Below are 21,845 nucleotides of genomic sequence, written 5' to 3'. Positions count from 1 at the left end.
GCGGCCTCCATCGCGCGGGGCAGCGTGACGCCGTCGGCGTCGCTGAGCCGGTGGGCCTGCTCGCGGGTGAGCCGGCCCCGCTCAGACCACCCGCACGCCGCGCCGCCAGACCCCGGCGGCCAGCGGGACGCCCGGCCGGTAGGCGAGGTGGACGTGGCTGGGCGCGTCCAGCAGCAGGAGGTCGGCGCGGGCGCCCGGGGCGATCCGGCCGACGTCCGTACGGCGCAGGGCCGCGGCCCCGCCCGCGGTGGCGGCCCGGACCGCCTCGTCGGGGGTCATGCCCATGTCCCGTACCGCGAGGGCGACACAGAACGCCATCGAGGAGGTGTAGGACGAGCCCGGGTTGCAGTCGGTGGAGAGGGCGACGGTGACGCCCGCGTCGAGCAGCCGGCGGGCGTCCGGCCAGGGGGCGCGGGTGGAGAACTCCGCCCCGGGCAGCAGCGTGGCCACGGTGTTCCCGGCGGCGAGGGCGTCCACGTCCGCGTCGTCGAGGTGGGTGCAGTGGTCGGCCGAGGCCGCGTCCAGCTCCACCGCGAGCCGCACGCCGGGGCCGGGGCCGAGCTGGTTGGCGTGCACCCGGGGCAGCAGGCCCTTCGCCTTCCCGGCGGTGAGGACCGCGCGGGCCTGGTCGCCGTCGAAGGCGCCGCGCTCGCAGAAGACGTCGATCCACCGGGCGTACGGGGCGCAGGCGTCCAGCATCGGGCCGGTGACCAGTGCGACGTAACCGGCCGGGTCGTCCTCGTACTCGGGCGGCACGACGTGGGCGCCGAGGAAGGTGAGCTCGTCGGTGAGCCCTGCGGCCACCGCAAGCGCGCGGGCCTCGTCCGCGACGGTGAGGCCGTAACCGGACTTGGTCTCGAAGGTGGTGGTGCCCTGCCGGAGCGCCTCGTCGAGATGGCGTACGAGCCCGGCCGCGAGCTCCTCGTCGGTGGCGGCACGGGTGGCGGCGACGGTGGTGCGGATGCCGCCCGCGGTGTACGGGCGCCCGGACATCCGGGCGTTGAACTCCTCGGTGCGGTCACCCGCGAAGAGCAGGTGGGAGTGGGAGTCCACGAACCCCGGGAGCACCGCCCGGCCGCCCGCGTCGACGGCACGGTCGGCGGCGGGCGCCCGCGCCGACCCGCCGGTCCACACGACGCGGTCGCCGTCGATGACGACGGCCGCGTCCCGGACCAGGCCCAGCGGGGTGCCGTCCCCCTGGGAGGGGTCGTTGGTGACCAGGCCGGAGATGTGGGTGAGGACGGTGCTCGTCATCGGGGGCTGCTCCAGTCGCGTTCCGGGTCGGGCCTCGTGGGGTTCAGTCGCGGAGGGCCGCGACGGCGTCGGCGAGCGCGGCGGGGACGTCGTCGACCAGCGTGTGGCGGCCGTCGCGCACGAGGTGACGGCCCGCCACCACGGTGTGCCGCACGTCCGCGGCGGTCGCCGCGAAGACGGCGGCCTCGGCGGCCAGCCGGTCCACCGGCCCCGCGGTCCTGACGGAGTCCATGGCCACGGTCGTCAGGTCGGCCGGGGCTCCGGCGACCAGGCTGCCTCCCTCCGGCCTGCCGAGGGCCGCGTGGCCGGTCGCGGAGGCGGCCCGGAGCAGGGCGGCGGCCGTCCAGTGGCCCCGGATGTTCGTCCGCAGCCGCTCGTTCAGCTCCATCGCGCGCGCCTCCTCGAAGAGGTCGATCACGGCGTGGCTGTCGCTGCCGAGGGAGACCGGGGAGCCGGCCCGGTGCAGGGCGACGGCGGGGCCGATGCCGTCGGCGAGGTCCCGTTCGGTGGTGGGGCACATGCAGGTGCCGGTGCCGGAGGCGCCGATCAGCTCGATGTCCTGCCGCGTGAGGTGGGTGTGGTGGATGCCGGTGGTGCGGGGGCCGAGGACCCCGTGGTCGGCGAGGAGCCGGGCGGGGGTCCGGCCGTGGACGGCGAGGCAGGCCTCGTTCTCGGCCGTCTGCTCGGAGAGGTGGACGTGGAGCGGGGCGGCGCGGTCGGCGGCCCACTGGGCGACGGTCTCCAGCTGTTCGGCCGGGACGGCCCGCACGGAGTGGACGGCTGCGCCGATCAGGGCGTGACCGCCGCCCCGGAGCGCGGCGGCGCGTTCGGCCCAGGCGTCCGCGGTGGTGTCGGAGAAGCGGAGCTGGTGGCGGTCGGGTGCCTGGCCGAATCCGGCGGCGAGGTAGGCGGTGTCGAGCAGGGTGATGCGGATTCCGGCCTCGCCCGCGGCGGCGATCAGCGCCTCGCCCATCGCGTTCGGGTCGGCGTAGGGGGTGCCGCCGGGGCCGTGGTGGAGGTAGTGGAACTCGCCGACGGCGGTGATGCCCGCGAGGGCCATCTCGGCGTACGTGGCGCGGGCGAGCGCGAAGTAGGTGTCCGGGGTGAGCTTGGCGGAGATCCGGTACATCCGTTCCCGCCAGGTCCAGAAGGTTCCGGAGCCGACCTGCGCGGTGGAGCGCAGCGCCCGGTGGAAGGCGTGCGAGTGGGTGTTCGCCAGCCCCGGCAGGGTGAGGCCCCGCAGCACGGTCGCGCCGGGCGGCGGGGTCGCGACGCCGGTGCGGACGGCGGTGATCAGTCCGTCCGCGACGTCGAGGGCGACCCCGGGTTCGACGTGGGTGCCGAGCCAGGCCTGGGAGAGCCAGTACGTCGTCACCTGCATGCGAGACCCTCCAGTACGTCGGCGAGTGCGGCGACCCCGGCCAGGCAGTCCTGCTCGGTGGCGTGCTCGGCGGGCGAGTGGGAGACGCCCGTGGGGTTCCGCACGAACAGCATGGCGGTCGGCACGGAGGCGGACAGGACACCCGCGTCGTGTCCCGCCCCCGTGGCGAGGACGGGTACGGCGGCGGCCGGACGGTCCGGCCGCTCGGCGCCCAGGATGCGGGCGAGTTCGTCGCGCAGGGCGTGCTGGAACCCGACGACGGGCGTGAACGACTCCCGTACGACGTCGAGGGCGACGCCCGCCCGTGCGGCGTGGTCCCGGGCGGCGCGTTCGACGGCGGCGGTGAGGGCGTCGAGAGTGGCGGCGTCGGCGGCGCGCGAGTCGAGCCAGCCCCGGACGAGGGAGGGGACGGCGTTGACGCCGTTGGGCTCGACGGCGACCTTGCCGAAGGTGGCGAGTGCCCCGGCGCGTTCGGCCTCCCGGCGGGCGGCGAGGACGGTCTCGGCGTACGGCAGCATCGGGTCGCGGCGGTCGGCGAGGAGGGTGGTCCCGGCGTGGTTGGCCTCGCCCCGGAAGTCGTACCGCCAGCGGCCGTGCGGCCAGATGGCGGAGGCGATCCCGAGGGGGTCGCCGGTACGGTCCAGGGACCGCCCCTGTTCGACGTGGAGTTCGACGAACGCGCCGATGCGGGAGAGGCGTTCGGGGTCGGGGCCGATCGCGTCGGGGTCGTGTCCGGCGGCCTCCATCGCGCGGGGCAGCGTGACGCCGTCGGCGTCGCTGAGCCGGTGGGCCTGCTCGCGGGTGAGCCGGCCCGCCGTCAGCCGGGAGCCGGTGCAGGCCACTCCGAAGCGGGCGCCCTCCTCGTCGCAGAAGTTGACGATGCCCAGGGGCCTGGTGAACCCCGCTCCCCGGTGCCGGAGTTCGTCGAGCGCGGCGAAGGCGGAGACCACCCCGAGGGGGCCGTCGAAGGCGCCGCCGTCCGGTACGGAGTCCAGGTGCGAGCCGGTGACGACGGCGTCCCCCGCCCGGGGGTCGCCGAGCCAGGCCCACTGGTTGCCGTTGCGGTCGGTCTCGTGGACGAGCCGGCGCGCCTCGGCCTGGCCGCGGAACCACGCCCGGCAGTCGGCGTCCGCGCCGGTCCAGGCGTAGCGGCGGTACCCGCCGGAGGCGGCGTGGCGGCCGAGGGGAGCGAGTTCGCGCCACATCTCCCGGAAGGCCGCCCCGCCGTCGCGGCCGGTCACGGGTGGTCCGCGTGCCGGGCGGCGCTCTCGCCGGTGCCGGTAGCGGGCCCGGTCCGCTCCGGTCCGCCGGTGCCCGTCACGGCCCCCTCCGGGCCGTCCGTCCCGCCGTCCTCGCGCAGGGGGACGCGGACGCCCCGCTCCTCCGCGACCCGCTCGGCGGCTTCGTACCCCGCGTCGACGTGGCGGATGACGCCCATGGCCGGGTCGTTGGTGAGCACCCGGCGGATCTTCTCCCCGGCCAGCGGGGTGCCGTCCGCGACCGTGACCTGCCCGGCGTGGAGGGAGCGGCCCATGCCGACCCCGCCGCCGTGGTGGACGGAGACCCAGGAGGCCCCGGAGGCGACGTTGACCATGGCGTTCAGCAGGGGCCAGTCGGCGATGGCGTCCGAGCCGTCGAGCATCGCCTCGGTCTCCCGGTACGGGGAGGCCACCGAGCCGCAGTCCAGGTGGTCGCGGCCGATGACGAGGGGGGCGGCGAGTTCGCCGCTCGCGACCATGTCGTTGAAGCGCTCGCCGGCCCGGTCGCGTTCGCCGTGGCCGAGCCAGCAGATCCGGGCGGGCAGGCCCTGGAAGTGGACGCGTTCACCGGCGAGTCCGATCCAGCGGCGGAGCGACGCGTTCTCCGGGAAGAGGTCGAGCATCGCCCGGTCGGTGCGGTGGATGTCGGAGGCCTCGCCGGAGAGCGCAGCCCAGCGGAACGGCCCCTTGCCCTCGCAGAAGAGCGGCCGGATGTAGGCGGGGACGAAGCCCGGGAAGTCGAAAGCCCGCTCGTATCCGGCGAGTTGCGCCTCGCCCCGGATGGAGTTGCCGTAGTCGAAGACCTCGGCCCCGGCGTCCATGAAGCCGACCATCGCCTCCACGTGCCGGGCCATCGACTCCCGGGCCCTGCGGGTGAAGTCGGCGGGCTTCTCGGCGGCGTACGCGGCCATCGCGTCGAACTCGACGCCGGCCGGCAGGTACGCCAGCGGGTCGTGGGCGCTCGTCTGGTCGGTGACGATGTCGATCGGCGCTCCGGCGGCGAGCAGTTCGGGCAGGATCTCGGCCGCGTTGCCGAGGAGCCCGATCGACAGCGGCCTGCGGGCGTCGCGGGCCTCGGTGGCGAGCGCGAGGGCGTGGGCGACGCCGTCGGCCCGTACGTCGAGGTAGCGGTGCTCGATCCGGCGCTCGATGGCGCGGGGGTCGCAGTCCACGCAGATCGCGACGCCGTCGTTCATCGTGACGGCGAGCGGCTGGGCGCCGCCCATGCCGCCGAGTCCGGCGGTGAGGGTGATGGTCCCGGCGAGGGTTGCGCCGAACTTCTTGGCGGCGACCGCGGCGAAGGTCTCGTAGGTGCCCTGGAGGATGCCCTGGGTGCCGATGTAGATCCAGGAACCCGCGGTCATCTGGCCGTACATGGTGAGGCCGAGCGCCTCCAGGCGGCGGAACTCCTCCCAGTTCGCCCAGTCGCCCACCAGGTTGGAGTTGGCGAGCAGCACGCGCGGGGCCCACTCGTGGGTCCGCATCACCCCGACCGGGCGGCCGGACTGGACGAGCATCGTCTCGTCCCGCTCGAGGGTGCGCAGGGTACGGACCATGGCGTCGTAACTCCGCCAGTCGCGGGCCGCCTTGCCGGTGCCGCCGTAGACGACCAGCTTGTCGGGGTGTTCGGCGACCTCGGGGTCCAGGTTGTTCTGGAGCATGCGCAGGGCGGCCTCCTGCTGCCAGCCCAGGGTGCTCAGGCCGGTGCCGCGCGCGGCCCTGACGGGGCGGGGTCCTGACATGGTGCGCCTCCTTGCTCCGGGCGTGTGTCCCGGCGGGCCCGGCGGCCCGGCTGGTTTCCGCGGGCCCGACGGGTTCCCGGCCGCGAACCATCCATTCACATCCTGATGCGATGAATAGTTCTAGTCAACGGTGGGGCGGCGGACACGCGAAGGGAGGCCGCTGCGGGGGCGGTCGAGACACGGCGGGCGCACGACAGAGGCGACGGAAGGGGCGGGGCCGGTGGGACTGGTAGGGCCGGTGGGGTCGGTGGGGTCTCCCGCGCGTCCGGCCGAAACAGAGCGCCCCGAACGAGCCGGGAAGGCTGACACGTGACACGCGGAAGACCGTCCGGTGGACCCCGCCGCATTCAAGCCAATCGACCCTTCTCGGCCACTCATCACTTCCGTCCCGCCACCCCTCGGACACAAAGAGGCGAATACCACCGGTAAACGGAGCAGATCGATCAATCACCAGGACGTCCTTCCGTCCGCAACCACCCCTTTGCCAGACTTCTCCCTTACTCCTTCTCCTCAATTCCCTTACACCTCCCGCCGCATGTACCACTGGAAAATGCCAAACCACCCCCCAGGTCCGGCCACGGTGCGTAGCCTCAGGCTCACAGCTCCGAACGCCATTGCCTGGAGGGGAAGCCGCGGTGCCGGGAATCGACGAGTGCCTGCTCGAAGTCATGAGGCTGCCCGGAGCCCGGGGCGCCGCGGTCGTCGACTGGACGAGCGGCCTCGCCCTCGGCACCATCGGCGATTCGCCCAACGGCGACCACGAGGCGACGGCGGCGGAGACCGCCGAGGTGGCCCGGATGGCGGCCGAGCAGCCCGCCTTCACCCTCAGCCCGTACACCGACGGCCGGACGGACGCGGGCGCCCGCACCGGCCTTCCGGTCGAGGACGTCATCATCACGACGCACACCGGCTACCACGTGATCCGCTTCGTGGAGACGGTCTTCGACAGCAGCGTCTTCCTCCATCTCTGGCTCGACCGGACCGAGGGCAACCTCGCCCTCGCCCGGATACGCCTGGGCGAACTGGCCGAACGGCTGGTCCTGGCATGAGCGCCAGGACGACGCCCCCCGAGGTGGACCAGGCAGCCGTCCTCTCCCCGATGCTCCAGCGGCTCGCCGCCGAACGCGCCACCGGCGCCCTGATGCGCGACCGCGGCACGCTCTACCTCGCCGACGGGAAGGTGGTGCACGCGGAGAGCCCCTCCACCCCCGGCATCGACGTCCTGCTCACCACGGGCGGGGCGCTGCGCCACGAGCGCTGGTGGGACGCGGTCGCCCAGGCGGGGGCCGGCCGGCGGGTCGGCCGCTATCTGGTCGACAGCGGCCATGTCCCGGGCGGTGCACTGGAGTTGTGCCACCTGGGCGCGCTCTACGACGCCGCCTTCTTCGTCCTCGCCCCCACCCGCACGCCGACCAGGTTCCGGTACGGCGTGTCCCACTGGATCGGCCCGGTCCGGCCCGTCGCCGTGGGTGCCGTCGAGCGCGAGACGCTCCGGCGCCGTGAACTGCTGGACCGGATCTGGCCGGACGCGCTGACCGACAGCTCCCCGCTCATCCGCGCGGCGCACCCGGTGGACTCCCCGGTGCCCTCGCGCCAGCGCCACGTACTGGAGCTGGTCGACGGCGTACGGACGGCTTCCGACATCGCCCAGGTCCTGGGGCGTTCGGCCTTCCACACCCTGGTCGACCTGCGGAGACTCGCCGCCGCCGGGCTCGTCGAGCCCGTCCGCACAACGGTGCTGCCGGGGGCGGCCTCGCCCGGCCGGGTCGTGCTCCCCGATGTCACGTCCGACCCGGACGTCGCTCTGCTGCGCCGGCTCCGAGATGCATTGGAGGGCTTGTGATACGCGCGCTCAGACAGCGTGCCGGGAGGAGACAGCTGATGGTGCCCGAGACCGAACTGCAGGACGTCCTCGACGAACTCCAGCGGTTGCGGGCCCGGGTGCCCCTCATCGGCGGTGCGCTGGCCGCCAGCACCGACGGTCTGGTGCTGGCCCACGACACCCCCGGCGTGGAGGCCGAAGGGGTCGCCGCCCTGACCGCCGCCGCGCTCGGCGTCGCGATCAGGATGACGGAGGCGACCGGCCGCGCCGGATTCCGGGAGCTCCTGGTCCGCGGGGAGTCCGGCTACATCGCGACGTACGCCGCGGGCTCGTCCGCCGTACTGACGCTGCTCGCCGAGGACCGCATCAACGTCGGCCGCCTCCACCTGGAGGGCCGCCGGGCGAGCGCCCGGGTCGGCGAACTCGTCGACACCGCCCTGGACCGCGTCGAGCGGACCCCGGCCCCGCCCCCGGCCCGCCCCGCCCACCCCCGTGAGCTGCCGCAACGCCCCGTGTAGGGCGGCGGGGCCGGCCCGGGGCGCTCCCCGTACTCCACAGCCAGGACTGAACCATCACACAGAAGAGGATCCGGTCACCCCGACCGGTCAGGGAAAGGAAACGCGTACTCATGGCCAACACCGAAACCGCACTCAAGGAAGCGATGACGTCCATCGAGGGATCCCTCGGTGTCGCTCTCGTCGACTACACCAGCGGCATGGCTCTGGGCACCCTCGGCGGCGGCAAGGACTTCAACCTCGAAGTCGCGGCGGCCGGGAACACCGACGTCGTCCGCGCCAAGCTGCGCACCATGGAGCACCTCGGCCTCAAGGAGGAGATCGAGGACATCCTGATCACGCTGAGCGGTCAGTACCACATGATCCGGCTGCTCAAGACCCGTGGCAGCAACGGGCTCTTCCTCTACCTGGTCCTGGACGCCAACCGCGCCAACCTCGCGATGGCCCGCCACCAGCTGAAGCGGATCGAGGCCGATCTGGAGGTCTGAGGACCGCCGGAACCGGCCCGGACGGGCGGATGCCGCCGCCCCTTCCGCGTGAAGGGGACGGCGGCATCCACATGTCCGGCCGGAAGACCGGTCCGGGTCAGACGGCGACCCGGCGCGCACCCCCGGCGCGCGCGTCGCCCGCCACCGGCCCGGTCGTCCGGTACGCCTTCACCTGCTTGCCGCCGGGCCGGCCGCGCTTCACCCAGTCCGTACGCACCCAGTACAGGACGTCCTCGCGCTGCTCGAGACGCCCGACGCGCACGGCCCGCAGCAGCAGCCCCGCACCGGCCCCGGCCAGCACCATCCCGCCGGCCCCCGGCAGCAGGAAGCCGAGGCCGAGGGCGACCAGGAAGGCGCCGAGCAGCCACCAGCGGTGGGCGCGGCGCCAGTTCCGTACGGTCACGGCCCGGTCCTGGAGCACGTCGGTGCGCCCCGCACGGGCGGCCCCCTTCGCCAGCTCCGCGTACCGCTTGAGCCCGACGGTCGCCACCAGGGCGAGCATGACGACGAAGAGCGCGGCGCCCGTGAGCAGCCCGATCCGGCGGCCCGTCCCGGCGGGGACGAGCGCCCCCACGACGGCGACCAGGAGGCCCGGCCACCACAGGGGTGCGGCCCCGGCCCGCACGATCACGGCCACCCTCGCCAACGACTGCGCCCCGCGCCCCATGTCCGTACCCCTCTCCGCGTCCTCACCGGCCCCCCGGGGTGTCCCGCGGGTCGGTCCTCTGGGCGCGGAGATTAGTGGGTCCATCTGAGTTCCGTCTGAGAAACGGGACATCACACAGGTACACGGGTAGTGCCATCGGGCAGGGGTTCCCGGCGGACCGTGACCGGTTTACTCAGCCGCAGGAGAGCCGGGCTCCTCAGTCTCGGCCGCCTTGGCCCGCGAGACGGCCGCCTCTTCCCTCGCGTCGGCCCGCTCGTAGGCGGCTGCCGACTCCCCCCACGCCGCCCGCACCTTGCCGAGGTCGGCTCCGGAGGCGGCCAGGGTGACCGCCAGTTCACCCCACGCCTCGCCGGTACGGAACCAGTCCTGCGCCGCGACCAGCATGGCGGCGGCCTTCTGCCCGGCAGTAACGGCCGCGTCCAGCTGTTCGAGACTGCGGCAGGCCACGCCGATGTTGTTCCAGGCGATGGCTTCGCCGTGCGTGGAGCTGGCCCGCTGGAACGAGTCACGAGCGGTCTCGTGAGCGGCCAGAGAGTCGTCAAAACGCCGCAACTGGCTCATGACGAGCCCAAGGTTGTTCCAGGCGGCGGCAACGCCAATGGTGTCACCGATCCCTCGGAACAAGTCGCGGGCCGTTTCGATAGCGGCCATAGCTTCGCCAAAACGCCGCAACTCCCTGAGCACCGACCCGAGTCCGTCCCAGGCGTGGGCCACATCGCTGGTGTCTCCCACCCGCTGGGCCAAGTCGCGGGCCGCTTCATGAGCGGCCAGCGCCTCGTCAAAACGCCGCAACTCCCGAAGATCAACCCCAATGTTGTTCCCCGCCTTGGCCATCCCGTTGATGTCACCGAGCCCCTGGAACAGGTCACGGGCCGTTTCATGAGCGGCCAACGCCTCATCAAAACGCCGCAGGTCCCCAAAGACAGCCCCGAGGCCGTTCCAGGCGTTGGCCTCGTGGGCGGTGACGCCAGTCCGCTGGGACAGATCACGGGCGGTTTCATGAGCGGCAAGGGCCTCGTCGAAGCGTCGCAAATCACGAAGGACCTCACCGAGGTTGTACCAGGCTCCGGCCTCGTTGGCTGTCTCCCCCAGAACCTTGGTCGCGTCGAGGCCCAAGCTGCGGATGACGAGCAGGTCCTGAAGACGGTGACGCCAACTCAGGTAACGCCCCAGGGCGAAACCCAGGTCCGCACCGGCCTGCAGGCTCGTGTGGGCGGCGGCAATGAGGTTCTCGCGTTCGGCATCGAACCAAACCAGCGCCTCGCCCCGATCGGCGAAGCGGGACGCCCGTACCTTTCCCGGTGGCTGAAAGTGGGTGTCTGCGGCAACGGCGTCCCGTACGTAGTGGCCGATGAGCCGCTCGCACGCCTGCTCGTACCGCCGGCGCGGGGCCCGGCCCCGCTCCGTGACGGCTTGCGCCTGTTCCTGGGCGTAGGCGCGCAGGAGATCATGCATCTGCCATCGGCCACGGACCGTGGGGTGGCGCTCGATGAGGTGGGTGGCGGCGAGTCGTCCGAGAAGGCGTTCCACGGCCGGCTGGGGCTGGTCGGCGAGAGCGACGACGGCGGCCGTGGCCATGTCGGGCCCGGGGTTCAGCGAGAGCAGGCGGAAGAGATCCTGTTCCTGCGGGGTGAGACGGTCGAGTGACTGGTCGAACGTGGCCCGCAGGCTGCGCTCGCCGTCGTTGAGCCCGTCGAGGACGCCGTCCGGCCGGCCCAGGGCTTCGGCCCGCTCTTCCAGCGGCTGGTCCGGGTCCTGCGCCAGCAGCGCAGCGGTGATCTGGAGCGCCAGCGGGAGGTACCCGCAGGCCAGCGCCACCCGTTCGGCCGCGTCCGCCTCCTCCTCGACCCGCCGGTCGTCGGGGTCGTTGCCCTTCAGAGCCGCGTCGAGCAGGGCGACCGCCTCCTCGGGCTGGAGGCGGTTGACGGTACGCATCCGGCCGAGCCCGGGGAGGGAGTGCCGGGAGGTGACGAGCATCCCGTGGTGTCCCGGCGGGAGCAGCGGTCGGACCTGTGCGAGGGCCGAGGCGTTGTCGGCGACCACCAGCAGCCGTTCGCCGTTCTCCTGGCGGGCGTTGAGCTGGGAGCGGTAGAGCCCCTCGCGCCCCGCCCCGGGCGGCGGCAGGTTCTCCGGGCGCACGCCGAGGGACCGGAGCAGCGCCTCCAGAGCGTCCTCGGCCTGGGCCGGATGGGCGTCGTAGCCGCGCAGGTCGACCACCAAGGCCCCGGTGAACCAGCCGTTCTTCTGGGCGGCATGGCCCGCCGCACGGACGAGGGTCGTTTTTCCGACCCCGCCCCAGCCCGAGAGCACGGCCACCGCCGGTACGCCTTGCGGGCGTTGGGGATCCAGCACGCCGAGGACGAACGCAAGGTCCTCTTCGCGCCCGGTGAAGTCGGACGGGGGTTCCGGCAGCGCGTCGGTGGCGGTCGGCACCGGGGCGTACTGCTGTACGTACGTCTTCACGGCCATGGTGCCCTGGCCCAGCACCTGGCTGTTCCGGAACTCCGCGCCCCGGAAGTCGTTTCCGTTCCCTGCCGGCTTCCCCGGCTTCCCCGGCTTCTTCCGTTTGTTCTTGGCTCCCACCGTGCGGCCCTACTTGTCGTAGTGGTTCGTCACCGTCATGGTCCCGCTGCCGAGCACCTGGCTGTTCGTGAACGTCGCCCGGCTGAAGTCGTTGTGGACCTGCGGTACGGGCTGCTCGCCACCGGCCTGCTCGACCAGCGCCCGCAGTTCGACCACCACCCGCCGGCGGTCCGCCTCCGGAAGCTCTTCGAGCAGGTCCTCCAACCGGGTCCGCCACCGCTCGGCCTGCGCGGCGCGCACCTGCTCCGCCTCCTCGCCCTCCCGCGCGGCTTCCAGCACCTCCCGCGTCCGGTCGAGGCGTTCCAGAGCCGCTTGTTCGCGCTCCGCACGTCCCCGCCCGAACAGCCGGGCGAACCCCTCGCGCACACCGTTCCAGGCGTCGGTGCCCGCCGCTTGGACAATGGCGCCGCCGCCCGCGGACGCAGCGGCGATGAGTCCTTCGATCAACATGACAATCCCCCGATTGCTGAAAGGACCATCAGAATAGTTCGGCCCGCCCACTACAGACCCACGAAGCAGGAGGAATCAGGCCCTCGGGTGCACACAGGCTGCAGGTGTACGCCAAGGGACCTCCCCTACTCCACGAACAGCCCCCGCGCCGCCGCCCGTGCGTCGAAGGACTCCAGCCGGGCCTGCGCGTCCGGCAGTCCGTCGCACATCGCCTCGAGGAGGACCCGGCCGAGCAGCATCGGGGCGCAGGCGGTGTCGAAGGCGAGGCCGGTGCCGACCGGGGCCGGGATGAGCAGGTCGCTGAGCGCGGCGACCGGGGCGAAGGCCGAGTCGGCGACGGTCACCGTGGTGAGCCCCTGCTCGCGGGCGTGGCCGAGCGCGTCCAGGGTCTCCCTCGGGTGGCGGGGCAGCGCGAAGCAGAGCAGGACCTCGGCGCCGGCCCGGCGGGCGGTGTCGATGCGGTCGTGCAGCATCGAGCCGCCCTCGTCGAGCACCCGGACGTCGGGGTGCACCTTGGCGGCGAAGTAGCCGAACCCCCGGGCCTGAGAGGAGGCGGCGCGCAGCCCGAGCACCGGAAGCGGGCGCGACGCGGCGAGCAGCCGTCCGGCCCGCTCCACCGGCTCCGGGTCGGCGAGGAGTTCGGAGAGGTGGCGCAGGTTCTCGATCTCCGCGTGGACGGCCTGCTGGTAGGCGTTGTACGCGTACGGGTCCTCGCCGCCCGCCTCCCCGTCGGTGTCGGCGGGCCCGGTCTCCCGCAGGTGGCGGCGGAGCGACGGGTATCCGTCGAAGCCGAGCGCCACGGCGAACCGGGTCACGGAGGGCTGGCTGACTCCGGCCAGCTCGGCGAGTTCGACGCTGGAGAGAAAGGGGGCGTCGGCGGCCCGGCGTACCAGGGAGTGGGCGATCCGGCGCTGGGTCGGTGTGAGCCGCCGCCCGTCGAAGAGCCGCTGCAACCGTGCCGCGGGTCCGCTCCCGCCCATGCTCCGCCTCCGTACATCCGTCGCGGCGCGGGGCCGCCGCGATCCGCCGCGTTCCGCCGCCGTCGCGTCCATTCAGCCAGCAAGCGGTGTGCATGTCCATATACAGAGGAGCGGCGGGCAGCGGGGAACGCGGCGGGGTCGGGCGCGGAAACGCCAGGTGCGCCGGGCGGGCGGAGGGAAGTGGCGCAAAGGCGCCAGGCGCACGGCGCCGGCGAACCCGGCCGCCGTAAACACCGACGGCCGGCCGGGCGGACCCGGCCGGCCGTCGCCGGAAGCATGTCGCGGGGACCGCCGCACCCCCGGTCACCCGGGGGGCGGGACGACGGCGGTCCCCGCGAGGGACGCGGTCCGGGTCAGGGCCGGGCACTCGCGTCCTGGCGACTGTGGAGGTCCGGGAGCCGCTCCGTAGTCCATGTCGCCGTCCGTGGCGCCGGCGGGTTTCCCTGCCGACACCCACCAATGTGCCGGACGCGTGTTAAGCGGGTGCTGCGCGGACGTGACGCGCTCGTACCAGTTCTGCGACGAGCCCCGCCGGGTCCGGACCGCGAACCGGGTGATCAGCCGGTGGCGCCGCTCTCCTTCGCCAGGAAGGAGAGGAGGTCCTGCCTGCTCACGACCCCCTTGGGCTTCCCCTCCACCAGCACGATCGCGGCGTCGGCCCCGCCGGACCCGCTGAGCACGGCCATCAGGTCCTCGACCGGTTCGCCCGAGCCGACCTGGGGCAGCGGCTCCGACATGTGCTTCTCCAACGGGTCGGTGAGCTGGGCCCGCTTGGTGAACAGGGCGTCCAGGAGTTCGCGCTCCACCACCGAGCCGACGATCTCGGCGGCCATCACGTCGGGGTGTCCGGCGCCCGGCTTCACGATCGGCATCTGGGAGACGCCGTACTCGCGCAGCACGTCGATGGCCTGGCCGACCGTCTCGTCCGGGTGCATGTGGACGAGCGAGGGCATCGGGCCCTCCTTGTGGGCGAGCACCGCGTCGACGCGGGCGGAGGGGCCGGTGTCCTCCAGGAAGCCGTAGTCGGCCATCCACTCGTCGTTGAAGATCTTGCTCAGGTAGCCGCGTCCGCTGTCCGGCAGCAGGACGACCACCACGTCGTCGGGCCCGAGCCGCCGGGCGACCTCCAGGGCCGCGACGACCGCCATCCCGCAGGAGCCGCCGACGAGCAGGCCCTCCTCCTTGGCGAGACGGCGGGTCATCTGGAAGGAGTCCTTGTCCGAGACGGCGACGATCTCGTCCGTGACGGTCCGGTCGTAGGCGGACGGCCAGAAGTCCTCGCCGACGCCCTCCACGAGGTAGGGGCGCCCGGAGCCGCCGGAGTAGACCGAGCCCTCCGGGTCGGCGCCGACCACGGTGACCCCGCCGTCGCTGATCTCCTTGAGATAGCGGCCGGTTCCGGTGATGGTGCCGCCGGTGCCGACGCCCGCGACGAAGTGGGTGATCCGCCCCTCCGTCTGCTCCCACAGTTCGGGGCCGGTGGTCTCGTAGTGGGAGCGCGGGTTGTCCGGGTTGGAGTACTGGTCGGGCTTCCAGGCTCCGGGAGTCTCACGGACCAGCCGGTCGGAGACGTTGTAGTACGAGTCGGGGTGCGAGGGATCGACGGCCGTCGGGCAGACGACGACCTCGGCGCCGTACGCGCGCATCACGTTGATCTTGTCCGTGGACACCTTGTCCGGGCAGACGAAGACGCACTTGTACCCCTTCTGTTGCGCGACGATCGCGAGGCCGACGCCGGTGTTGCCGCTCGTCGGCTCGACGATCGTGCCGCCGGGCCGCAGCGCGCCGCTCTGCTCCGCCGCCTCGATCATGCGCAGCGCGATGCGGTCCTTCACCGAGCCGCCGGGGTTGAAGTACTCGACCTTGGCCAGGACCGTCGCCTGGATGCCGGCCGAGACGCTCCGCAGTCTGACCAGCGGGGTGTTGCCGACAAGACTGATCATCGAATCGTGGAATTTCACCGTGTACTCCGGGATCTCCGAGATGGTCCGGCTCAGAGTATGCGTACGGGCACCGCATGGGGCGACGCGATTGGACGCATCCCCCTGCGGGGCAGGTAGGTACGTGTACGGCTGAGTGGCGAGAAGGAGGTGGACCGCACGGTGTCTACGGCAAGAGTGGCACGGCGGATCGCGGCGGGCGCCGCGTTCGGCGGCGGCAGCATCGGGCTCATCGGGGCGGCGACGGTCGGCCTCGTCCTGGCGGAGGTGCAGCTCGCGAAGCGGCAGGTGGGCGGCGGTATCGCCCCGGTTCCTCCGAGCGCGGACGGGCGGTACGGCGTCGCCTTCGCCGGGCCCGCCGACCCGATCCGGCTGGCTCTCCTCGGTGACTCCACGGCGGCCGGTCAGGGGGTGCGGCGGGCCGGGCAGACACCGGGGGCGCTGCTCGCCTCGGGACTCGCGGCGGTCGCCGAACGGCCGGTGGACATGCGCAACGTGGCCCTGCCGGGGGCCAGGTCGGACGATCTGGAGCGGCAGGTGGCTCTGCTGCTGGCCGATCCGTCGGGTCACCCGGACGTGTGCGTCATCATGATCGGCGCGAACGACGTCACCCACCGGATGCCCGCCACGCAGTCGGTGCGCTACTTGAACACCGCCGTGCGCAGGCTGCGGACGGCGGGCGCGGAGGTGGTCGTGGCGACCTGCCCGGACCTCGGCACCATCGAGCCGGTCTACCAGCCGCTGCGGTACCTGGCCCGCCGGGTCAGCCGACAGCTGGCGGCGGCCCAGACGATCGGCGCGGTGGAGCAGGGCGGGCGCACGGTCTCGCTGGGCGATCTGCTGGGGCCCGAGTTCGAGGCGAACCCGCGCGAGCTCTTCGGCCCGGACAATTACCACCCCTCCGCCGAGGGGTACGCCACGGCGTCGATGGCGGTGCTGCCGACGCTCTGCGCGGCGCTCGGGCTCTGGCCGGAGACGGACCACCTCGACGGCTCGCGGCGCGAGGACATGCTGCCGGTCGCGAAGGCCGCGTCGCAGGCGGCCCGGGAGGCCGGTACGGAGGTCACGGGGGCGCGCGCTCCCTGGGCCCTGCTCAAGCACCGCAGGCGGCGGCGCCTCCCCGCGCACACGGAGCCCCACCCGCACCCGGCGGACCACGCGACGGGCCGGGCGGCGGAGCACCCGGCGGACCCCACGCCGGAGCGCGCACCGGAACGCGCACCGGAACGCGCACCGGAACGTGCTTCGGACGGACGGGAGCCCGGGGAGGCCGGTACGTCCCGGGGCCCGGGTACGGGCACGACGCACGGTTCCGGTTCCGGTCCCGCCGCCCCCGGGGCGAACGCCGACGCCCAGGCGCGCGCGGCCCGGCGGCGCCCGTGAGGGACGGGCCGCGCCGGACCCGGCGCGCGCACAAGCGCCACACGCGGCACGCGCGGCACACGCGGCACACGCGGCACACGCCCCGCCGACCCGCCCCGAGCAGGCTGAGCAAGCGCTTAGAAAAGAGGCCCGCATCACACGGCCAGGCCGGTGACCCCGGCCTGACGTCCGGGTAACTTCCCAGACAGTGATGCCGGAACGGTCCGGCGGGGGTCCGCCGTCGGCGGTGGTCCCGTCGGCCGCCCGACCGGCCGTCCGGTCGCGTCCCGCCCGGCCACGGCCGTACCGTCCTTGAGCCTTCCCCTCCCCATGGAGCCGCGTGATGCCCGAAGCCGTGATCGTCTCTGCCGCCCGTTCGCCCATCGGCCGCGCCTTCAAGGGGTCGCTCAAGGACGTCCGGGCCGACGACCTGACCGCCACCATCATCCGGACCGCCCTGGCGAAGGTGCCCGAGCTCGACCCGAGGGACATCGACGACCTGATGCTCGGCTGCGGCCTCCCCGGCGGCGAGCAGGGCAACAACCTGGGGCGCGTCGTCGCCGTGCAGATGGGGATGGACCACCTGCCGGGCTGTACGGTCACCCGCTACTGCTCCTCCTCGCTCCAGACCAGCCGCATGGCGCTGCACGCCATCAAGGCCGGCGAGGGCGACGTCTTCATCTCCGCCGGTGTCGAGATGGTCTCCCGCTTCGCCAAGGGGAACTCCGACAGCCTGCCGGACACCCGCAACCCGCTCTTCGCCGAGGCCGAGGCGCGTACCGCCGCCCGCGCCGAGGCGACCGGCACCAACTGGCACGACCCGCGCGAGGACGGGCTGGTCCCGGACGCGTACATCTCGATGGGGCAGACCGCGGAGAACCTCGCCCGGTTCAAGGGCGTCAGCCGCGCGGAGATGGACGAGTTCGGCGTACGGTCCCAGAACCTCGCCGAGGAAGCCCTGAAGAACGGTTTCTGGGAGCGCGAGATCACCCCGGTCACCACGCCGGACGGCACGGTCGTCTCGAAGGACGACGGCCCGCGCGCGGGCGTGACGCTGGAGGGCGTCTCCGGCCTGAAGCCGGTCTTCCGCCCCGACGGCCTGGTCACCGCGGGCAACTGCTGCCCGCTCAACGACGGCGCCGCCGCCCTCGTGATCATGTCCGACACCAAGGCGCGCGAGCTGGGCCTGACCCCGCTCGCCCGGATCGTCTCCACCGGCGTCTCCGGCCTCTCCCCCGAGATCATGGGGTACGGGCCGGTCGAGGCCAGCAAGCAGGCGCTGAAGCGCGCCGGGCTCACCGTCGGCGACATCGACCTCGCCGAGATCAACGAGGCCTTCGCCGCCCAGGTCATCCCCTCCTACCGGGACCTCGGCCTGCCGCTGGAGAAGGTCAACGTCAACGGCGGCGCGATCGCCGTCGGCCACCCCTTCGGCATGACGGGCGCCCGCATCACCGGCACCCTGATCAACAGCCTCCAGTTCCACGACAAGCAGTTCGGTCTGGAGACCATGTGCGTCGGCGGTGGCCAGGGCATGGCCATGGTCGTCGAACGCCTCAGCTGACCGGCTGACCGCGGCCGGGCGGAGGGGGTCCCTCCGCCCGGCCCTTCGCGTGTGCCCGGCGCGGACCGCCGCGGACCTCGGGCGAACCCCGCCGAGCCCGCACCGTGACCGAATCTGTCCCAGGATGTGATGTGCGTCCCCGACGGTCACTGTTTCCGCAGGTCAGACCGGATCGGCCGGATTCCCCGGGACCAAAGCCCTGTCCAGTTCGTGACGTTTTGCACTGACGGTGAGCGGAGCGACGGGACAAGCTGATGTAGGAAGTCGGGGGTATCGATAGAGACCGGGAGTATGTCAGTGAGCGCCATGTCGTTTGCCCTGTTGCTGACCACCGCCGCCGCCACGGCCGTGGGCGCCGCTGCCGTGCACTCCGCTCGCGGGCTGCACCGGCAGATCGCCGGGCTGCGCGAGGAGCTTTCCCGGGACCGGGACCGTGCCCGCACGGTGCCGTCGCAGGGCCGTACCGGCGCCGCGCCCGCCGACGAGATACGCGCGGCCGTGTCGGAGGCCCTCGCGGAGGAGCGGGAGCGCGAACTGGCCGAGGCACGCGCCTTCTGGGCGGCGCAGGAGGCCCGCGACGCGGCCGACGCCCCGTCGCTGCTGGGCGGACTGGCCGGGCTGGGCGAGGACGCCCCGTACTTCCTGCCCCGGCAGGCGGACTTCGCCGGCCTGGAGGCGCTGACCTTCCCGTACGCCGAGGAGGCGGACGAGACCGACGAGACGGCGTTCACCGCCTTCGCGGCCCGTCCCGCCCACCCCGACGACGCGGCCGTGACCGACGCGATGCGGGAGTTCACCGAGTCCGCGGACCGGGCCGAGCGCGGCGACGCCGCGGAGCCCCGTACGGCCGGTCAGGGCGAGGAGCCCGGGGCGGCCGAGTTCGCCGACGACTCTCCGGAGCTGGCCGCCGCGCGCCGCCGCCACCCGTCCCACCCGGACTTCGTACCGGTCCGGACGCCGGTGGTCACCGACCACGAGCGCACGGTGAATCGCCTGGAGGAGCTCGCCGACACGGGCATCGAGCTGACGGACGTACGCCCCGGTCCGCTCGGCACCCTGGACGTGTACGTCTTCGCCGACGGCACCACGCTCTGCATGACCCCGGGTCACCGGGAGACGGCCGAGCGCCTCGCGGACTCCCTGCGCGCGGGCGAGCAGCCGGTCCTGCTGGGCGGTTCGGGCGTCTCCGGCGCGTACGCGCTGACCTTCTCCTGCGGCGTGGACAACGTCTACATCCTCGCGGACCGGGTCATCGCCTCGTTCTGACCCCCGGCAGGGGGCGCGGGTCCTGGGTGGACACGAGCTGACTTGAGTTAGGCGAAGGCCTCCGCCGCCGCCTCCGTCACGTACCGCACGGCCTCGTCCAGTTCCTCGGGCGAGGCCGTTTCCAGCGCCACGGCCAGGTCGTGGCCCGCGACGGCCACCTGGTCCCCGACGCCGAACATCCCGCCGTCCGGCATGACGTACGGCTCCTGCCCGGGCCGTTCCACGCGCTGCGCGCGGGCGCTCAGCTCCCGCGCGGCCTCCAGCGCCCGGGCGGCGGTGCCCTGCTGGAGGCGGCTCTGCGGGGCGGCCCGCAGCCGGTCGGCGAAACGGTCCACGGCGGTGATCAAGGGAGTCGTATCAAGCACTCCGCGACCCTACGCGCCCCGCGCCCGCCCCGGCACACACAGACGGCCCGCAGGCAGTGCCTGCGGGCCGTCGGGCGTCGAGCCGGTGATGCGGGGGTGCGGTGATCAGTCGTTGCCGCTGAGGATCGCGATCAGGTTCAGCATCTCCCGGTAGATCCACACCAGGGTCACGGTGAGGCCGAAGGCGGCCGTCCACGCCTCCTCGCGCGGGGCGCCGTAGGTGATGCCGTCCTCGACCACCTTGAAGTCCAGGGCGAGGACGCAGGCGCCGATCACGATCGCGACGATGCCGAAGAGGACACCGAGCGCACCGCTGCGGAAGCCGAGGCCGTCGCCCCCGCCGAACACGGCGAACAGGGAGTTGACGACCATCAGCAGGACGAAACCGATCAGGGCGCCCATCACGAAGCCCTGGAAGCGACGGGTCACCCGGATGAGTCCGGTCCGGTACGCGATCAGCACACCGCCGAAGACGGCCATCGTGCCGAGCACGGCCTGCATGGCTGCGCCCGGGGCGACGTAGGTGCTGATGATGTTGCTGACGACGCCGAGGAAGACGCCCTGGAACGCGGCGTAGGCCAGGATCAGCGGCGGCGACGGCTTGCGCTTGAACGAGTTGACCAGCGCCAGGACGAAGCCGATGAGCGCGGCGACCGAGGCGACGACGTAGGACCGGACGAGGTTGTCCGCGTCGATCGGCAGCAGCCACCAGCCGAGCGCGGCGGCGACGACGACCGTGCCGAGCGTCATCGCGGTGCGGCTGACGACGTCGTCGATGGTCATCGCACCGGAACGGGCCCCGGGCGGCGTCTGCTGTGCGTAGGGGTTGGTGGCGTACGGGTGGGCGGTGCCCTGCGCGTAGGGGTTCTCACCCGTGACGGTGGCCCCGGCCTGCGGCGCCGCGTACCCCGCGGTACCGCTGTCGCGGCTGAACCCACGTCGCGAGAAGACCGGGTTGCTGCTCCTCATCTCACTCCTCCATGGCCACACAGCGTGGCCTTGCGACAAGAGTAATGGGTAGGCAAAGGATGCACCCTCGTGCCGAAGGAGGATCTTTACGGGTTCGGAACGCGGGATCACCCTCGTTCCCGGCTCCGGCCCCTCCGCCTTCCGTACCTCTCTGTCCCGTCCTGTTCTCCGGTCCCCTGCCCGGAAAGCACCGGGACAACCCGTTCGGGTGGGGCGCGGTGCACGCGGTGTTGACGTGGGGCCCGCGGGGACCCGGTGCGGCACCCGGGCCGCGGGTCCCGCGCACCGGCGGTGGTGGGACGGGTGCGCGGGGAGCGGAGCGGGACCACTAACGTGCCGCGCATGACGACTGCACTGATTACCGGCGCGACGGCGGGCATCGGCGCCGCGTTCGCGCGGCGGCTCGCGGGACAGGGGCACAACCTCGTGCTGGTCGCCCGGGACACCGAGCGGCTGCGGGACCAGGCCACCGAACTGCACGACCGGCACGGCATCGAGGCCACGGTGCTCACCGCCGACCTCTCCCGGGACGCCGGGATCGCGGCCGTCGAGGAACGTCTCCGCGACCGCGACCATCCGGTCGAACTCCTCGTCAACAACGCGGGGTTCGGCAACAAGGGCCGCTATCTGGAGGTGCCGCTCGACGACGAGCTGGCGATGCTGAAGGTGCACTGCGAGGCCGTGCTGCGGCTGACCTCGGCGGCGGCGGCCGGGATGCGCGAACGCGGCCGGGGCGGGATCGTCAACGTCGCCTCGGTCGCCGCGTTCGTCCCCCGCGGTACGTACGGGGCGTCGAAGGCGTGGGTCGTCCAGTTCACCCAGGGCGCCGCGAAGGACCTGGCCGGTTCCGGGGTGCGGCTGATGGCGCTCTGCCCCGGCTTCGTACGGACGGAGTTCCACCAGCGGGCCGGGATGGGCACCGGGAACATCCCCGGCTGGATGTGGCTGGACGTCGACAAGCTGGTGACCGCCGCCCTCGCCGACCTGGCGCGCGGCCGGACGGTGTCGGTGCCGGACGCCCGGTACAAGGCGCTGATGGGGCTGGTGAAGGTGACCCCGCGCGGTCTGCTGGGCGACATGACCTCGCGGACGGGACGCAAGTACGGCCCGAAGTGACGAGCCGGGTGAGGCCCGCCGGGAAGGCGTCCGGGCCCGCCGGAAAAACGGCGAGGCCGCCCGGAAGCGGCGAAGCCCGCCCGAAAAAACGGCGAGGCCCGGTGCCCCCGCGACGGGGGCAC

Annotated in this window: 18 protein-coding genes and 1 pseudogene; 8 read left to right on the top strand and 11 right to left on the bottom strand. The window is 73.1% G+C overall.

What is annotated here, in order from left to right:
- Positions 1–81: 81 nt before the first annotated feature.
- Genes hutI through hutU form a run of 4 tightly spaced genes read right to left on the bottom strand, consistent with a single transcriptional unit; the run spans position 82 to position 5,636 of the window.
- Entirely contained in the window at positions 82–1,254 is a 1,173-nt protein-coding gene (gene hutI / locus ACFWEE_RS31635; protein ID WP_386894509.1) for an imidazolonepropionase, read from the bottom strand.
- A 43-nt stretch (positions 1,255–1,297) separates the two neighbouring features.
- Positions 1,298–2,635: a formimidoylglutamate deiminase gene (locus tag ACFWEE_RS31630; RefSeq protein ID WP_386894507.1), complete on the bottom strand. Its 1,338-nt coding sequence runs from the start codon at positions 2,633–2,635 to the stop codon at positions 1,298–1,300.
- Entirely contained in the window at positions 2,626–3,840 is a 1,215-nt protein-coding gene (locus tag ACFWEE_RS31625) for an allantoate amidohydrolase (RefSeq protein WP_386894511.1), read from the bottom strand. The genes ACFWEE_RS31630 and ACFWEE_RS31625 overlap by 10 nt, the downstream gene beginning before the upstream one ends.
- Positions 3,841–3,872: 32 nt before the next feature.
- Positions 3,873–5,636: a urocanate hydratase gene (hutU, locus tag ACFWEE_RS31620; RefSeq protein WP_386894505.1), complete on the bottom strand. Its 1,764-nt coding sequence runs from the start codon at positions 5,634–5,636 to the stop codon at positions 3,873–3,875.
- Between the two features lie 635 nt (positions 5,637–6,271).
- Here hutU and ACFWEE_RS31615 point away from each other — a divergent pair.
- The 4 genes from ACFWEE_RS31615 (at position 6,272) to ACFWEE_RS31600 (ending at position 8,461) form a co-directional block, all read left to right on the top strand.
- A complete protein-coding gene (locus ACFWEE_RS31615) occupies positions 6,272–6,685 on the top strand; it encodes a hypothetical protein (protein WP_386894503.1) in 414 nt (137 codons plus the stop codon).
- The gene (locus tag ACFWEE_RS31610) at positions 6,682–7,479 is read left to right on the top strand and encodes a transcriptional regulator (protein WP_386894501.1); all 798 of its coding nucleotides are present in this window, start codon (positions 6,682–6,684) and stop codon (positions 7,477–7,479) included. The genes ACFWEE_RS31615 and ACFWEE_RS31610 overlap by 4 nt, the downstream gene beginning before the upstream one ends.
- 38 nt (positions 7,480–7,517) lie before the next feature.
- Positions 7,518–7,976 (top strand): roadblock/LC7 domain-containing protein, encoded by a 459-nt coding sequence (locus ACFWEE_RS31605; RefSeq protein WP_386894499.1) that lies wholly within the window; start codon positions 7,518–7,520, stop codon positions 7,974–7,976.
- A 110-nt stretch (positions 7,977–8,086) separates the two neighbouring features.
- Complete coding sequence (locus ACFWEE_RS31600) at positions 8,087–8,461, top strand: hypothetical protein (RefSeq protein ID WP_386894497.1); 375 nt, start codon at positions 8,087–8,089, stop codon at positions 8,459–8,461.
- 97 nt (positions 8,462–8,558) lie between these two features.
- On the opposite strand, the gene ACFWEE_RS31595 is transcribed toward ACFWEE_RS31600, so the two are convergent.
- From ACFWEE_RS31595 to ACFWEE_RS31575, 5 genes are all read right to left on the bottom strand, one after another.
- Positions 8,559–9,128: a hypothetical protein gene (locus ACFWEE_RS31595; RefSeq protein ID WP_386894495.1), complete on the bottom strand. Its 570-nt coding sequence runs from the start codon at positions 9,126–9,128 to the stop codon at positions 8,559–8,561.
- Positions 9,129–9,296: 168 nt separating this feature from the next.
- Positions 9,297–11,711 carry a tetratricopeptide repeat protein gene (locus tag ACFWEE_RS31590; protein WP_386894493.1) on the bottom strand — a complete coding sequence of 805 codons (2,415 nt, stop codon included), beginning with the start codon at positions 11,709–11,711 and terminating at the stop codon, positions 9,297–9,299.
- Positions 11,712–11,720: 9 nt separating this feature from the next.
- The gene (locus ACFWEE_RS31585; RefSeq protein WP_386894491.1) at positions 11,721–12,161 is read right to left on the bottom strand and encodes a hypothetical protein; all 441 of its coding nucleotides are present in this window, start codon (positions 12,159–12,161) and stop codon (positions 11,721–11,723) included.
- Positions 12,162–12,286: 125 nt separating this feature from the next.
- Complete coding sequence (locus ACFWEE_RS31580) at positions 12,287–13,141, bottom strand: MurR/RpiR family transcriptional regulator (RefSeq protein ID WP_386894489.1); 855 nt, start codon at positions 13,139–13,141, stop codon at positions 12,287–12,289.
- 557 nt (positions 13,142–13,698) lie between these two features.
- Complete coding sequence (locus tag ACFWEE_RS31575) at positions 13,699–15,102, bottom strand: cystathionine beta-synthase (protein ID WP_386894487.1); 1,404 nt, start codon at positions 15,100–15,102, stop codon at positions 13,699–13,701.
- A 156-nt stretch (positions 15,103–15,258) separates the two neighbouring features.
- Between ACFWEE_RS31575 and ACFWEE_RS31570 the strand changes: the two are divergent.
- The 3 genes and pseudogenes from ACFWEE_RS31570 to ACFWEE_RS31560 form a co-directional block, all read left to right on the top strand.
- Positions 15,259–16,254, top strand: a pseudogene (locus ACFWEE_RS31570) (SGNH/GDSL hydrolase family protein); the annotation flags it as partial.
- Positions 16,255–16,786: 532 nt separating this feature from the next.
- Positions 16,787–18,007 (top strand): acetyl-CoA C-acetyltransferase, encoded by a 1,221-nt coding sequence (locus ACFWEE_RS31565; protein WP_386894485.1) that lies wholly within the window; start codon positions 16,787–16,789, stop codon positions 18,005–18,007.
- Positions 18,008–18,313: 306 nt separating this feature from the next.
- Entirely contained in the window at positions 18,314–19,273 is a 960-nt protein-coding gene (locus tag ACFWEE_RS31560; RefSeq protein WP_386894483.1) for a hypothetical protein, read from the top strand.
- 47 nt (positions 19,274–19,320) lie between these two features.
- Here ACFWEE_RS31560 and ACFWEE_RS31555 read toward each other — a convergent pair whose 3' ends face one another.
- On the bottom strand, positions 19,321–19,638 hold the full coding sequence (locus ACFWEE_RS31555; RefSeq protein WP_386894481.1) for a hypothetical protein: 318 nt from the start codon (positions 19,636–19,638) through the stop codon (positions 19,321–19,323).
- Between the two features lie 105 nt (positions 19,639–19,743).
- Entirely contained in the window at positions 19,744–20,607 is an 864-nt protein-coding gene (locus ACFWEE_RS31550; RefSeq protein WP_386894479.1) for a Bax inhibitor-1/YccA family protein, read from the bottom strand.
- A gap of 342 nt (positions 20,608–20,949) precedes the next feature.
- Between ACFWEE_RS31550 and ACFWEE_RS31545 the strand changes: the two genes are divergently transcribed.
- Positions 20,950–21,723 carry an SDR family NAD(P)-dependent oxidoreductase gene (locus tag ACFWEE_RS31545; RefSeq protein WP_386894477.1) on the top strand — a complete coding sequence of 258 codons (774 nt, stop codon included), beginning with the start codon at positions 20,950–20,952 and terminating at the stop codon, positions 21,721–21,723.
- Positions 21,724–21,845 lie beyond the last annotated feature (122 nt).

The sequence above is a fragment of the Streptomyces sp. NPDC060184 genome (assembly GCF_042728795.1).
GTDB lineage: Bacteria > Actinomycetota > Actinomycetes > Streptomycetales > Streptomycetaceae > Streptomyces.
The sequence above is the reverse complement of the archived record's forward strand: the minus strand, read 5'-3'. Positions and strand labels throughout refer to the sequence as shown.

What these genes read in the sequence shown, in the direction of transcription:
- ACFWEE_RS31545 (WP_386894477.1), top strand. Translation starts at nt 20,950, where the DNA reads ATGACGACTGCACTGATTACCGGCGCGACGGCGGGCATCGGCGCCGCG.
- ACFWEE_RS31560 (WP_386894483.1), top strand. Translation starts at nt 18,314, where the DNA reads ATGTCGTTTGCCCTGTTGCTGACCACCGCCGCCGCCACGGCCGTGGGC.
- ACFWEE_RS31595 (WP_386894495.1), bottom strand. Translation starts at nt 9,128, where the DNA reads ATGGGGCGCGGGGCGCAGTCGTTGGCGAGGGTGGCCGTGATCGTGCGG.
- hutI (WP_386894509.1), bottom strand. Translation starts at nt 1,254, where the DNA reads ATGACGAGCACCGTCCTCACCCACATCTCCGGCCTGGTCACCAACGAC.
- ACFWEE_RS31600 (WP_386894497.1), top strand. Translation starts at nt 8,087, where the DNA reads ATGGCCAACACCGAAACCGCACTCAAGGAAGCGATGACGTCCATCGAG.
- ACFWEE_RS31565 (WP_386894485.1), top strand. Translation starts at nt 16,787, where the DNA reads ATGCCCGAAGCCGTGATCGTCTCTGCCGCCCGTTCGCCCATCGGCCGC.
- ACFWEE_RS31580 (WP_386894489.1), bottom strand. Translation starts at nt 13,141, where the DNA reads ATGGGCGGGAGCGGACCCGCGGCACGGTTGCAGCGGCTCTTCGACGGG.
- ACFWEE_RS31630 (WP_386894507.1), bottom strand. Translation starts at nt 2,635, where the DNA reads ATGCAGGTGACGACGTACTGGCTCTCCCAGGCCTGGCTCGGCACCCAC.
- ACFWEE_RS31625 (WP_386894511.1), bottom strand. Translation starts at nt 3,840, where the DNA reads ATGTGGCGCGAACTCGCTCCCCTCGGCCGCCACGCCGCCTCCGGCGGG.
- ACFWEE_RS31585 (WP_386894491.1), bottom strand. Translation starts at nt 12,161, where the DNA reads ATGTTGATCGAAGGACTCATCGCCGCTGCGTCCGCGGGCGGCGGCGCC.
- ACFWEE_RS31550 (WP_386894479.1), bottom strand. Translation starts at nt 20,607, where the DNA reads ATGAGGAGCAGCAACCCGGTCTTCTCGCGACGTGGGTTCAGCCGCGAC.
- ACFWEE_RS31610 (WP_386894501.1), top strand. Translation starts at nt 6,682, where the DNA reads ATGAGCGCCAGGACGACGCCCCCCGAGGTGGACCAGGCAGCCGTCCTC.
- ACFWEE_RS31605 (WP_386894499.1), top strand. Translation starts at nt 7,518, where the DNA reads ATGGTGCCCGAGACCGAACTGCAGGACGTCCTCGACGAACTCCAGCGG.
- hutU (WP_386894505.1), bottom strand. Translation starts at nt 5,636, where the DNA reads ATGTCAGGACCCCGCCCCGTCAGGGCCGCGCGCGGCACCGGCCTGAGC.